Origin of the sequence: Sphingorhabdus contaminans (assembly GCF_007280415.1) — a bacterium.
GTDB classification, from domain to species: Bacteria; Pseudomonadota; Alphaproteobacteria; order Sphingomonadales; family Sphingomonadaceae; genus Sphingorhabdus_B; species Sphingorhabdus_B contaminans.
In genome coordinates this window covers 118,661-131,101 of sequence record NZ_VKKU01000001.1, presented here as the reverse complement: position 1 = coordinate 131,101, position 12,441 = coordinate 118,661, and the positions used below count along the sequence as shown (strand labels likewise).

Annotated in this window: 13 protein-coding genes and 1 tRNA gene; 10 read left to right on the top strand and 4 right to left on the bottom strand. The window is 55.7% G+C overall.

Annotated features, from left to right (window positions below; translation table 11 throughout):
- Positions 1–50: 50 nt before the first annotated feature.
- Both FOM92_RS00660 and FOM92_RS00655 read left to right on the top strand, forming a co-directional pair.
- Positions 51–479 (top strand): group II truncated hemoglobin, encoded by a 429-nt coding sequence (locus FOM92_RS00660; protein WP_143774864.1) that lies wholly within the window; start codon positions 51–53, stop codon positions 477–479.
- Between the two features lie 21 nt (positions 480–500).
- Positions 501–707, top strand: coding sequence for a hypothetical protein (locus tag FOM92_RS00655; RefSeq protein ID WP_143774863.1), 207 nt, complete (start codon positions 501–503; stop codon positions 705–707).
- Positions 708–805: 98 nt separating this feature from the next.
- Here FOM92_RS00655 and mutL read toward each other — a convergent pair whose 3' ends face one another.
- Positions 806–2,620, bottom strand: coding sequence for a DNA mismatch repair endonuclease MutL (gene mutL, locus FOM92_RS00650; RefSeq protein ID WP_143774862.1), 1,815 nt, complete (start codon positions 2,618–2,620; stop codon positions 806–808).
- A gap of 162 nt (positions 2,621–2,782) precedes the next feature.
- Here mutL and FOM92_RS00645 point away from each other — a divergent pair, with 162 nt between their 5' ends.
- The 6 genes from FOM92_RS00645 (at position 2,783) to FOM92_RS00620 (ending at position 8,470) form a co-directional block, all read left to right on the top strand.
- The gene (locus FOM92_RS00645; RefSeq protein ID WP_143774861.1) at positions 2,783–3,823 is read left to right on the top strand and encodes a rod shape-determining protein; all 1,041 of its coding nucleotides are present in this window, start codon (positions 2,783–2,785) and stop codon (positions 3,821–3,823) included.
- 14 nt (positions 3,824–3,837) lie between these two features.
- On the top strand, positions 3,838–4,740 hold the full coding sequence (locus FOM92_RS00640; RefSeq protein WP_170226754.1) for a rod shape-determining protein MreC: 903 nt from the start codon (positions 3,838–3,840) through the stop codon (positions 4,738–4,740).
- Complete coding sequence (mreD, locus tag FOM92_RS00635) at positions 4,737–5,291, top strand: rod shape-determining protein MreD (RefSeq protein ID WP_143774859.1); 555 nt, start codon at positions 4,737–4,739, stop codon at positions 5,289–5,291. Before FOM92_RS00640 ends, mreD begins: the two co-directional genes overlap by 4 nt.
- Positions 5,288–7,195, top strand: a complete 1,908-nt coding sequence (mrdA, locus tag FOM92_RS00630) for a penicillin-binding protein 2 (protein WP_143774858.1) — start codon at positions 5,288–5,290, stop codon at positions 7,193–7,195. Before mreD ends, mrdA begins: the two co-directional genes overlap by 4 nt.
- Positions 7,192–8,304 (top strand): rod shape-determining protein RodA, encoded by a 1,113-nt coding sequence (gene rodA, locus FOM92_RS00625; protein WP_143774857.1) that lies wholly within the window; start codon positions 7,192–7,194, stop codon positions 8,302–8,304. Before mrdA ends, rodA begins: the two co-directional genes overlap by 4 nt.
- Positions 8,305–8,394: 90 nt before the next feature.
- Positions 8,395–8,470, top strand: a tRNA-Lys gene (locus FOM92_RS00620).
- Between the two features lie 61 nt (positions 8,471–8,531).
- Here the strand turns inward: FOM92_RS00620 and FOM92_RS00615 are convergent.
- A complete protein-coding gene (locus tag FOM92_RS00615; RefSeq protein ID WP_143774856.1) occupies positions 8,532–9,005 on the bottom strand; it encodes a hypothetical protein in 474 nt (157 codons plus the stop codon).
- A 267-nt stretch (positions 9,006–9,272) separates the two neighbouring features.
- Between FOM92_RS00615 and FOM92_RS00605 the strand changes: the two genes are divergently transcribed.
- Positions 9,273–9,779, top strand: a complete 507-nt coding sequence (locus FOM92_RS00605) for a hypothetical protein (RefSeq protein WP_143774854.1) — start codon at positions 9,273–9,275, stop codon at positions 9,777–9,779.
- Positions 9,776–10,012, top strand: a complete 237-nt coding sequence (locus FOM92_RS00600; protein WP_143774853.1) for a hypothetical protein — start codon at positions 9,776–9,778, stop codon at positions 10,010–10,012. Before FOM92_RS00605 ends, FOM92_RS00600 begins: the two co-directional genes overlap by 4 nt.
- Before the next feature lie 88 nt (positions 10,013–10,100).
- Here the strand turns inward: FOM92_RS00600 and FOM92_RS00595 are convergent, their stop codons facing one another.
- A complete protein-coding gene (locus FOM92_RS00595; protein ID WP_143776251.1) occupies positions 10,101–10,547 on the bottom strand; it encodes an energy transducer TonB in 447 nt (148 codons plus the stop codon).
- A gap of 413 nt (positions 10,548–10,960) precedes the next feature.
- Positions 10,961–12,121, bottom strand: coding sequence for a nucleotidyltransferase family protein (locus FOM92_RS00590; protein WP_143774852.1), 1,161 nt, complete (start codon positions 12,119–12,121; stop codon positions 10,961–10,963).
- Positions 12,122–12,441 lie beyond the last annotated feature (320 nt).

Here is a 12,441-nt window from a genome sequence, read left to right as displayed (position 1 = left end):
TTGATCTCGCGCAAAGACGTGCACCCGGATTTTGCGCCAGAGATTGTGTGATGGAAAAGACCGAACCTACAGTGAAGCCCGTTCTGCCTTTTGATCGGATTGGCGGGCGCGAACCTATACAGCGCATGGTGGATCGCTTTTACGATCTCATGGAAAGCGAACCCGATTTTGCGGAGCTTCGGGCCATGCATGCGACGGATCTTTCACCGATGCGTGAATCGCTGACCGATTTTCTTATGGCATGGATGGGTGGTCCCCGGGACTGGTTTGAGAAGCGTCCCGGTGCCTGCGTCATGTCGGCACATCGCGCCCTTGAAAGCATGAACTTTGCGACTGCAACCCAATGGGTGCTTGCCATGCAACAGGCCGCGAAAGACACAATCCCGTCTGACCCCGACTTCGTCGACAATATGGTTGCAGCATTTGCAAGCATGTCGAAAGCCATGGTGTCTAATGCCGGCAGGGGTGATAGCCATTAAGAGTGGCGCCCAGTAGCAATCATGTTCCGGAGCATCGCACTACTCGCCGTTACGATCGAGGCGAACTGGGATATTGATGATCGCAACACCCTGTTCGACCGCCTTGAAAATGTGAAGAATGTTGAACTGTTTCCCGAACACAGCGACCCGCTGCACGAAGTACGGTTCCCGCGTCAGCAAGCTTTAGGCGGGCTATGCATGTCGTGTTCCTCATACCGGGCCGCTTAATCCTGCTCTCGGCGGATCAGTGCCAATGGCGAAAGCCCGGTCGCCTTTACGCTATTTGCAAAATAGCCTTTGGGCCATTGAAGAAAGAAGCTGTTCGGTCATTTCCGGCCGAACAGCTTTTCCACATCGCTCAGCGCCAGCTTGACCCATGTCGGCCGGCCATGGTTGCACTGCCCGGAATGTGGTGTCACTTCCATTTCACGGAGCAGTGCATTCATCTCCGGAACGGACAAGACCCGCCCTGCGCGTACCGAGCCGTGGCAAGCCATCGTGGCCGCGACATGGTCGATGCGTTCTTTAAGCGACAATGCATGGTCATAAGCTGCCAGATCGTCAGCCAGGTCTTCAACCAACGCTTTCGCGTCACCACCACCCAACATCGCGGGCGTAGCACGAACCAGCATCGCGCCGGGGCCGAACCGTTCGAGTTCAAGACCGAAATCCGAGAGCTCCTCCAATCGGGCCTCCAACCGGTCGCACGCGGGTTCGTCCAGCTCGACCACCTGCGGAAGCAACAACGCCTGCGAAGGCACAGCGCCGCCTGTCTGGGTCATGGCCTTGCGCATGCGTTCCAGAACAAGGCGCTCATGCGCTGCATGCTGGTCGACAATGACAAGCCCGTCTTCCGCCTCGGCCACGATATAGGTGTTCGCGACCTGCCCACGGGCAACCCCGAGCGGATGTTTGCGGCTTTCCGGCACGGCTTCGGTTGCAGCAGCTGCACGTCCCATCAGGGGGGCGAGGTCTTCGCCCGCAATTTGGCCCAGATCTGCAAAACTGCTTCGCTTTTCCGCTAAGGACGGAAAGGCTGGCGGGATATTGTTCTGGTAGACCGGGCGCGGGCTAGCGAAAATATTGCCCTGTACCGTATGGATAGGTTCTTGCTGCCATGCCGCCAACGCATCGGCTGCGGGCCGTTGAACAGCGCGAAAGCCTGACTGGTCCAGCGCATGGCGCAGACCCGAGACAATCATCCCGCGAATAAGAGCAGGCTCACGAAAACGAACCTCGGTTTTCGCCGGGTGGACATTGACATCGACCTCGGTCAGCGGAAGGTCCAAAAACAAGGCGACAACGGCATGACGGTCCCGCGCCAGCATTTCCGCATAGGTGCCGCGAACGGCGCCAATCAAAAGCTTGTCCTTCACCGGGCGGCCGTTCACGAAAAGAAACTGATGGTCGGCAACACCGCGGTTATAGGTAGGCAAGCTGGCAATGCCCCCCAGCCGTACATTTTCGCGCTGAAAATCGAGGCCCACACTGTTGTCGACGAGCTCTACACTGGTCAGTGCAGCCACCCGCTCCGGGCGTTCCATGTCGGGCTGGACCGACAGCACGCGGCGCCCATCATGTTCGACCGTAAATCCGATATCGGGCCTCGCCATCGCAAGCCGTTTCACCGTGTCCAGTGCCGCAGCATATTCAGCACGGGGGCTCCGTAGAAATTTCCGTCGAGCGGGTATTTTTCCGAAAAGATTCTCGACACGCACCCGAGTTCCGGGCGGCAAAGCGGCCGGTCCTTCACCGGTCAGCGTCCCGTGATCGACGACACGCCGCCATCCTTCGGCATTACCAACACGGCTTTCCAGCGTCAGCGTCGATACGCTGGCAATCGAAGGCAATGCTTCCCCACGAAAGCCAAGGGTAGCGACGAGTTCGATATCCTCATCCGGCAATTTGGAAGTTGCGTGGCGTTCCAGAGCAAGGGCCATGTCGGCGGGTGACATGCCACAGCCATTGTCGGTGACTTCGATCAGATCGATGCCACCCGCGCCAAGACGTACTGAAATCGTACGCGCCCCGGAATCGATGGCATTTTCAACCAGTTCCTTCAACGCACTGGCCGGTCTTTCCACCACTTCACCGGCAGCGATGCGGTTGACCAGATTTTCCGGAAGTCTTCTTATTGACATGTCGGCTTTCCTAGCCCAAGCGGCCCGTGCAGGCGACTCCTTAATCGTTCGCAATCCAGCCAAATACCTGTTTTTAAAAACAGCAAATTCCGCTAGGACCGCGCGATTGTTTTGGGCGCGCTCAAAAGGATTCTCACCAGACTTGGATTGGGTGGACATTAAATGGTTTTTGGCAAGTTTTTCCGTTTCGCATCGCAAGATATGGCAATCGACCTCGGTACGGCAAATACCGTGGTTTACGTGCGTGGTCAGGGCATCGTTTTGAACGAGCCTTCTGTTGTCGCGATTGAGACCCTGAACGGGATCAAGCGCGTGAAGGCGGTTGGTGATGACGCCAAGCTGATGATGGGCAAGACGCCTGACAGCATCGAAGCTATCCGTCCTTTGCGCGATGGCGTGATCGCCGACATCGATGTCGCCGAACAAATGATCAAGCACTTCATCCATAAGGTGCATGGCAAGCGCCGGATGTTCAGCTATCCTGAAATCGTGATCTGCGTTCCGTCCGGTTCGACATCGGTGGAACGCCGCGCTATTCGTGACGCTGCATCCAATGCCGGAGCTTCGGAGGTTTTCCTGATCGAAGAACCCATGGCAGCGGCCATCGGTGCCGACATGCCGGTAACAGAACCCATCGGTTCGATGGTGGTCGATATTGGCGGTGGTACAACCGAAGTTGCGGTTCTTTCGCTTCGTGGTCTTGCCTACACGACCTCGGTTCGCACCGGAGGTGACAAGATGGACGAATCGATTGTCTCCTATGTGCGACGACACCATAACCTGCTGATCGGCGAAGCCACTGCCGAGCGTATCAAAAAGGACTTCGGCACGGCGCGGCCACCTGCGGACGGCATCGGTCACACCTTGCACATCAAGGGCCGCGATCTGGTGAATGGCGTTCCTAAGGAAATCTCCATCAACCAGGGCCAGATTGCCGAAGCTCTTTCCGAACCTATCGGCACGATTTTGGAAGGCGTGCGTATCGCGCTCGAAAATACCGCGCCCGAACTGGCTGCGGATATCGTTGATCAGGGTATTGTCCTGACCGGCGGCGGTGCGTTGATGCAAGGTCTCGATGAATATCTGCGTGACGAGACCGGCCTGCCGGTCACAGTCGCCGAAGATCCGCTGACATGCGTGGCCATCGGAACAGGCAGAGCAATGGAAGATCCGATCTTCCGCGGCGTCCTGCTGACAGCCTGATCCAGGATTTCAGCATGGCGCCGCCACCCCATCGGCGCCCCGGATTTTCCCGGAAAGCGCAGTATGGCCTGTTCGCGACTTATGTCATCGCGATTGCAGGAACGGTTGTGGCTGCCCTGTTGCTGATTATATCGGTCGCTGATCCCACAGGTTTTGCGGCATTACGTGCAGCCGGGGCGGAGATTACCGCGCCGGTGGCTCGTTTCTTCAACAGCATCCGGCGTACCGGAAATGATATGGGTGGAAACTTGTCCGCCTATTTTGACGCGGCATCCAAAAATGCTGCTCTGACAAAAGAAGTGAAGGCGAGCCGCACCAAGTTGATCGAAGCTCGTGCTTTAAAGGTCGAGAACGCGCGACTGCGCGGTCTGCTTAAACTGAAAGATGAAACGGGCGAACAAGTCGCGGTGGGACGCCTCATCAGCTCCACTGCATCCAGCACACGTCGGATCGCAACATTGTCTATCGGCTCCAACTATGGGGTCGAGCGGGCGCAACCGGTTCGCGGGCCGTCCGGTCTTATCGGTCGTGTCATTGAAACAGGCCCTACAACCGCGCGCATATTGCTTGTGACCGACGCCGAAAATCTAGTGCCCGTCATGCGTGTTGGAGACGGATTACCTGCATTTTCAACAGGTCTCGGCAATGGCTTGGTAGTCATCAAGCCGCTAAATCTCGGCGAAAGTCCGTTCAAGGTCGGTGACATCATCGTGACATCCGGAAATGGTGGTTTGTACCAGCCGAACATTCCCTTTGCCCGTGTTATTCGCAAAACAAGCGACGGAGCGCTGGCCCGGCCTTTAGCGGACCCGGCAAACAGCCCCTATGCTATCGTCATGAAAGCCTATCAGGCCGAAGCGCGCGCCGAACAACAGGCAATTGCTCCGGACGGAAAGACCCAAGAGGTAGCGGAGTGAAAAATCCGGTTACCGCCATCCGGCTGCCTTTGCGTCCGGGCCGCGAATATGAAAGCCGCTTTGACAGGGAACAGTCCTTGCTCAAAATGCTTGCTATTCCGATCGCCTCGATTGTTCTGGCATCAATGGTAACCACCCTGCCGTTTCTGACCACACAGCCGATATTGCCACCGTTCGGTTTATTGATGTTTCTCGCCTGGCGCCTGATGCGTCCGGGATTGTTACCCGTCTGGTCCGGCGTGCCGTTCGGGCTGGTTGACGATCTGTTCAGTGGCCAGCCCTTCGGTAGTGCGGGGCTGTTATGGTCATTGGCGATGCTGGCCATCGAAGTCATCGATTCCCGGGCGATTTGGCGCGATTATATGCAGGATTGGCTTATCGCCTCTCTTTTGATCATTATCGTCTTGCTCGGCGGTTTGTGGATAGCGGGCATGGCTCATGCTGCTTCGGACCCGATCATTCTGTTACCGCAAATGCTGCTGTCCATATTGCTATATCCTCTGGTCGTGCGAATATGCGCACGGTTGGATAGCTGGCGATTGGCAACATGAAAGTCGAAAAGCAGGTTACATCGGGACAGCTTGATTTCACATTCACCCGTCGCGCTGTTTTCGTGGGTGGTGTACAGGCGGCGATTGGCGCGACCGTTGCCGCGCGCATGTCCTATATCGCGGTTGCGGATAACGAAAAGTACAAGCTTCTCGCTGAAAGCAATCGGGTCAATCTGACCATCATCCCACCCCGCCGCGGCTGGTTCATCGACCGGTACGGCAAACCGATCGCCACCAATCGCGCGGATTTCCGCGTTGATATCATTCCCGACCGGCTGGTCCGCAAAGACGAGACAATTGCCACGCTCGCCCAGCTTCTCACATTGTCGAGCGACGATGTGGACCGGATCAATCGGGAACTCAAACAGGCACAAGGCTTTCAACCGGTGCAGGTGGCAGACGGCCTCGACTATGAACGCTTCGCTGCGGTCAGTGTCCGCCTCCCGGATTTGCCTGGCGTAAGCCCCCGGCAAGGCTACTCCCGTTTTTACCCCAGCGGCGCGGCCGTAGGACATCTTATCGGCTATGTCGGAACGGTTTCCGCTGAAGAATATCAGAAAAACAAAAACCCTTTGCTGATCACACCCGGTTTCAAGGTCGGCAAGGATGGTCTTGAAAAAACGCTGGAAGACAGACTGCAAGGGGAACCGGGTGCAAAGCGTACCGAAGTAACCGCCCGCGGCAAGATTGTCCGCGAACTTACCACGCGTCCAGACATTCCCGGAAAGCCGGTCCAGCTCACCATTGATATAGACCTGCACAATTATGCCGCCCGGCGACTTGGTTTGGAATCAGGATCCGTAGTCGTTTTTGACTGCCTGACAGGTGATATTCTGACAATGGCGTCCATGCCGTGCTACGACCCCAACAGCTTTTCGGACGGTATCGGCCGTATCGAGTGGAAAATGCTGAATTCGGACGATCATATTCCGATGCTCAACAAGGCGTTGCAGGGTTTATATCCGCCGGGTTCGACCCTTAAACCCATGGCCGGATTGGCAATGCTGAAACATGGGGTCGATCCCGAGGAAACCGTGACATGCGGTGGTGGCTACCGCCTCGGCAATCGCGTTTTCAAATGCCTGGGGCGTCATGGTCCGGTGAATATGGCGACCGCGATCATGAAAAGCTGTAATACCTATTTCTATTCGATTGGACGTCGGATCGGTTATGACAATATTGCACCGATCGCGCGCGAACTCGGGCTAGGACAGGAATTCCCTCTGCCCTTTCCATCGCAACGCTATGGCACAGTTCCCGACAGCGAATGGAAAATGCGCAAATTCGGCCAGAAATGGACCGAATCTGACACATTGAATGCGGTCATCGGCCAAGGCTACATAATCTCCAGCCCCTTCCAGCTTGGCCTTATGGCGGCGCGTATTGCTTCGGGGCGAAATCTGCTGCCCGAAATCATCAAGAAAAACCGCGCAGCGCCAACCCTGCTCTCCTTTCCGCAGGAACATCTCGACGTAGTGCGCAAGGGTATGGATCTTGTGGTCAACGGCGCCGGTACGGCTGTGCGCAGCCGCCTGCAGCTCGAAAACATTGCAATGGCAGGCAAAACCGGAACCGCACAGGTCCGCAGGATCGAAGGCGCGCAGCGTGGCCAGTCGGGCGCATGGAAATATCGTGACCACGGTCTTTTCGTCTGCTTTGCACCCGTCGACCAACCGCGTTACGGGGCCGCGGTCGTAATCGAACATGGTATGGGGGGAGCGCGAGCCGCTGCACCGATTGCCAAGGATGTGCTTACCTTTCTGTACGACCGCGAACAGGCAATGAAATCGCTCGAAGCACTTGAAGCGGGCTGGGGTGGAAATATCGAACAGCGCATGGCGGCCAAATATGCCGCGTTCCAGGGGCAACCCGCTGATCCGCCGCCACTGGATCCGACGGGATGAATAGCGTTGTCCCGGCCCCTATTGCCACGCTTCCGTGGCGGGTCATCTTCATTCTGACGGCTCTGGTCGGCTTTGGCGCGACCGTCCTCTATTCCGCGGCTGGCGGCCATCTTGAGCCGTGGGCCGGCAAGCATGTTGCCCGTTTTCTGGTGCTGCTTGCGATGGCAATCGTGATGTCCCGCCTCCGCATGGAATTCTGGAAATCCATCACTTTCCCCCTCTATCTGGCCCTGATCTTCCTGCTCATCGTCGTCGAATTTCTGGGCTTTGTCGGCGGCGGCAGTCAGCGCTGGATCAATCTGGGTATCATCACTCTGCAGCCATCCGAACTGATGAAGCCGGTCATGGTGCTGGCAGCGGCATGGTTTTTCGACCGCCTGCCGCCGAACCGGATCAACGGCATCGATGCAATCTGGCCAATCGCGGCCCTGCTTGTGATCCCCAGTGCGCTTGTTGTCATTCAGCCTGATTTCGATGCCGCCATCGCCTATGCCTTCGGTCTGGGCGTAGTCGCCTTTCTGGCGGGCCTGCCGCTTATCTACTTTATCGGTGCCGCGGCAGCGGTCGCCATCCTCGCCCCGCTTGTCTATTTTTTCGGGATGAAGCCCTATCAGCAAGACCGCGTTCTCATATTCCTCAATCCGGAAAATGACCCGCTAGGAGCGGGCTACCATATTACCCAGTCCAAGATTGCGATCGGATCAGGCGGGATATTCGGAAAAGGCTTCGGTAACGGCACCCAAAGCCATCTCGATTACCTCCCCGAAGGACATACCGACTTTGTCTTTGCCACCATGGCCGAAGAATGGGGGATCGTTGGCGGCTTCTTCATCCTGGGTCTGTATGTCCTTCTGATGCGTTGGGGCCTGACCGTCGCCATGGAAAGCAAGACCCGCTACGGCCAACTTGTCGCTTCGGGCCTTACTTGCACCATCTTTTTCTACATCATGATCAACTTGCTGATGGTCGTTGGCCTGGCACCTGTCGCCGGGATACCCCTGCCCTTCGTCAGCCATGGCGGTTCCTCCATGCTGACCATGATGATCTGCGTGGGCATCATCATGTCGATCGAACGCCATCCCGGAGCGAAACGCGGGCAGTTTAGCTAAAAGCACACAGCTCAAGCTTGACATTCGCGCCGAATCCCATCAAAGGCGGCGCTCCAAACGATGCCGAGCAATCTGGCCGCATCGAAATGGGGACGCTTAGCTCAGTTGGTAGAGCAGCTGACTCTTAATCAGCGGGTCGTGGGTTCGAACCCCTCAGCGTCTACCATTCTTTCAATGACTTACCGTAAGAATGGCACGGAATTGACCGGCAACATTCTCTCCAGCAATCACATAGCAATCAGGGCGCTTCCCTTACTAGCCACCAGCAGCAATCCGCCCAGACACATGAGAGTTAAGCTGGCAATAGCTGTACGCTGTAACCATGCACTTGAATTTAAACTGTCATCTGTGGCTTCAGAGCTACCCTTGGACTGCTCTTTGAATGTTTCGAGATCAGCCTGGCGCATGAAGTCGGCAGATTCCGCATCTAACGCGTGAACTCTCGTCACAAAGTATCCACAAGCAAATGTTAGAGTGAGAGCAAGTACGAAAGCCAATGCTGCTGATATGGTAAGCCACGCATTGGGCGCAGACATGGCAAAATAGAAACCTGCACTGTTTGCAGTCGTTGCCGCGCCTAACAGCCAATTTGCGGAAGAATTGGCCGCTATTGTCGTATGACCATACTTCACTTCGCTTACTTGGCGAATGCGCTCTATTTTTTCTTCCCATGTGCCCGCTGGCAATCGATCGTCAACCACTTAGAAGCGCCTTTTCGACCAGTCGGCGAACCGCTTCCGGGCGGCTAGGTAAGTCCCCTTGACCCGAACGCCATTCATCGATCTGTGCTAGCGGGCCAGCTTGAAATCGAACCCCAACAAGCGTCCCTGTTTCAGGCGCCCTCTTTTTCGTGTTATCACCAGTTGACTTGCTCATGATATCGCGTTAACACGAAATCAGGCCGATGGGAAGCCACTAACTTCCACACCGGCCCTAACCGCAAACCTTGTTTGAGAAGGATTACGACTATGAACAGCACTACAGAGCAGACGCGCGCGTGTGAAGCCTTTGAAAAGCTTCTTACGACATATCAGGCCGAGCGGCACTGCCTTGCCGTTGAGGCTAACACTAAAGAGGAAGTGGACGCCAGCAGCGACCGCCTTGCATACATTGAGCAGCGGATGTGGCGCACATCAGCGCCAGACTTGCGGTCAGTGTTAGTGAAGATGGAGATTGCCTCCATTGACTGCGATATGCCGCCTCCCGAAGCCATTGCGTCGATCGTGGGTGACTTGCGCCGCCTATCCGGCGAAACGGTCAGCCCGATTTTTCAGCCGGATCTCTGGTTGACTGAGTGGGAAAACAACGGAGGCAGCTATGTCGTCCGCGAGGGTGAAGCGATCCTGTGCGCAAAGCCTAAAAGTCTGGTGCATCGCCGGTTGCTTCGATCCATGGAGCGCGCCAACGGTGTTGAAGCCGTGACGGCAATGGTAATCCAAAGTTGCAAGGGCCTTGAAGTGGAGAGCGTAGCATGAGCCGCCCGCTTCCCATCGGCCTGATCAGTCAGGCTATATCGAGGCTGACCCGCCATGAACTGGAAGCCGTCACAGAGCGACTGATCGAACGTCTAGACGAAATGGACGGCGACTGCGATCGTGAGGAAGATGACCACAGTGGCACTGACATAGACCGAGGCGAGTTATGCTATGCCGAAAATGCGCCTGCACCGGACTACGGCATAGACCAGACCCAACACGTTGGCTGGTAGTCTTCTGGGTTCATGTACGCACGAAAGCCCTGCCCGAAACGGCGGGGCTTTTTAATGCCATTTATGGGCACTCACGTCAGCAGACCGATTAAAGCTGCCACCGGGCACGATTTGAGTATTTTCCAGTGGTGGCGTTTCCACTGGCATCAAACGCGGGCAAGAAACGGGCACGACGGGTAATATTCGCACAAGTTGCATCATCGAGATCGGCCCAACCGCTGCTTGAAGTGATTTTGCATTGAACAACGCGTCCGTTGCGATCGACCGTCAACTCAAACGCAGTCGTACCTTGTCGTCTCGCGGCCCGTGCTGCCGGGGGATAATCTATGGCTAGCTGAATCCAATTCCCTGGGTTGCCTCTGGGTATCGGAAATGCCGGTCTTTTATTTGGCAAAGGTTTTGTAGGGACATAGGCAGGCCGTCGCGGAGGTGTAGGAATTATAGGACTTCTTGGGGGCGGCGAGAATTGCGCGTGGGTATGCGGGTCATTGCCTGTGGAGCTTGCAGCAGCCAAGAAATAAATAAATTCGAGCATGTCCTGTGATTGTCCGATACTTGTTTCAAGTTGATTAACGACCGTGCCGGCGAAAACTGATACAGCGAGCAATGCTCAGACCACTCACTCGGACAGTCGCAATCGCACCAAAAATGGGAAAGGTTTCATAGATGCCAAAACAATACCCTACGCCCGAGGAAAGCCGCGCATGGTGCAAAGCTCGATTGCAGCGCTGGATTGATCTTGCGGGGCCGGAGGGCCTTGTTACAAAGATCGAGAGCAATCTGCTCGCTGGTCCATGTGATGCAGTCAAAGCATTGCCGAACACCACACCGGCGGGAGAGGCACAGTTATTTCCATTGTTGGATTGCGCTCACCCAGATCAATGCGCCTGCCGCTATGAGGCGACCATGGATTAAAGAGGGCGTTAGGCTGTAACAGGGGCGGCGGTGCTATTCTGTCCAACGACGATAGCGACGGCTTGGGTTTCGCAACCAAGAGTCGTCGGGAGTTTCCTTTGGCGGTGGCGGGGCGCGTTCAATTGGTGGCAATGAGTATTCCTTGACGGGGCGCCCATTAACAACCGCTGCCAGGCTCGACTTAAATAATTGCACATCACCAAAATAGTTGGGATATGCCTTTTTCAAGTTATCAATTTTGTCGAGTTCAACGACTACAGAGCTGAATTGACCGCTATCGCCTTCGTCGTCGCCAAAATTTTCCAGAACACCGCCGATATTAGAGGGGCTATTCAAATAGCTGACATCAACCTTCCGATTCCGTTGATCATATTTGATGAGGCAGTAGCGGGGCTTATAGTTGCGCTCGAGTGCGATAAGATCGAGCGAGTGAACTGCAATGCTTAGGCTATCTAAGGCGTCAGTCGCCTTCAGGATTGCGTTGAGCTCGACGATCTCTTGCGCCCTGCTGTTGCTCCCATCGTTAGCGTACTCGCAGCCCTCGCTGGCAGCAAATTCATGCGACATAAGCTGGAATAGGCGTAGCCAATCCTGATTGCCTTCACCCGCCTTCATGTTCTCCCCGCGGTAAAGACCGACGGCCTCAACTGCAGTCGCCCATGAGTGCTGGAGGCGGCTGCGAATCTGCATTTCGATCAGTCGCCCTTCATAGCCTTCTTCCGCTTTATTTCGGGGATTGAACGCAAACACTATGTGGTGGCTGCGATAACCGCTTGGTCGTGGACTATCCATATAATGGTCCTGCCGCGTTAATTTGTGCGGCGACTTATCTACGATATCGCTCACCAGCAGGCGTGCTTGCTGAATATCCGGCACTACCGCTCGACACCCACCCAAATCCTGCAATTGACGCAGATTGCTCTCGATGCGGTTCAGCTTCCCACGAATGGATGACATTTGCTTTAAGCGTGCTGCGGTCAATCCTTTGAGTTTCAGAGAACTCATTCGGCCGTGAAGCTCTGCGCGCATTCGATGCATGGGGAACGCGTGCGAGGCCCGCCAACTGTTGGCGATATCAAACACTGTTTGAATTTCAGCCTTGGTTTCAGCCTCCCAAACTAAACGCTTCGTCAGTGCCTTGCCCGCCCGCACCACATCCTTCTTTGAATACTCAAGTTGTGGGAATTCAGACATATCGGCTTCACCAAGGCAAAAGTCATGAAGACTAATCACTTAGCATTACTTTCGGGGATTGCGAGTCCATGAGTGCGCCGACCACAATAATGATATGGGTGTGCAATAGAACCGATTGATCCCTACCCTCACATATTCGAGCCGCCGTAAAATAGCGAGGCGGTAGTCATGGCTGGCTGAAGCGAAGGAGCCTTAACCGACATCAAGGCAGCATAGCCCCGGCGTCGTTGCCCGAACTGATCGCCAGCGCGTGACTTGATCTCAGGCGCTTTGGTTGATTGACGCTGCGCCGGTGGCGGTGGCGGGGCGGGAACTTTGGG

Bases quoted from the DNA above. Each gene is read 5' to 3' on its own strand.
- mutL (WP_143774862.1), bottom strand. From the start codon at position 2,620: ATGTCAATAAGAAGACTTCCGGAAAATCTGGTCAACCGCATCGCTGCC.
- rodA (WP_143774857.1), top strand. From the start codon at position 7,192: ATGAATAGCGTTGTCCCGGCCCCTATTGCCACGCTTCCGTGGCGGGTC.
- FOM92_RS00645 (WP_143774861.1), top strand. From the start codon at position 2,783: ATGGTTTTTGGCAAGTTTTTCCGTTTCGCATCGCAAGATATGGCAATC.
- FOM92_RS00660 (WP_143774864.1), top strand. From the start codon at position 51: ATGGAAAAGACCGAACCTACAGTGAAGCCCGTTCTGCCTTTTGATCGG.
- mrdA (WP_143774858.1), top strand. From the start codon at position 5,288: ATGAAAGTCGAAAAGCAGGTTACATCGGGACAGCTTGATTTCACATTC.
- FOM92_RS00595 (WP_143776251.1), bottom strand. From the start codon at position 10,547: ATGCTCGAATTTATTTATTTCTTGGCTGCTGCAAGCTCCACAGGCAAT.
- FOM92_RS00590 (WP_143774852.1), bottom strand. From the start codon at position 12,121: ATGTCTGAATTCCCACAACTTGAGTATTCAAAGAAGGATGTGGTGCGG.
- FOM92_RS00655 (WP_143774863.1), top strand. From the start codon at position 501: ATGTTCCGGAGCATCGCACTACTCGCCGTTACGATCGAGGCGAACTGG.
- FOM92_RS00605 (WP_143774854.1), top strand. From the start codon at position 9,273: ATGAACAGCACTACAGAGCAGACGCGCGCGTGTGAAGCCTTTGAAAAG.
- FOM92_RS00600 (WP_143774853.1), top strand. From the start codon at position 9,776: ATGAGCCGCCCGCTTCCCATCGGCCTGATCAGTCAGGCTATATCGAGG.
- FOM92_RS00640 (WP_170226754.1), top strand. From the start codon at position 3,838: ATGGCGCCGCCACCCCATCGGCGCCCCGGATTTTCCCGGAAAGCGCAG.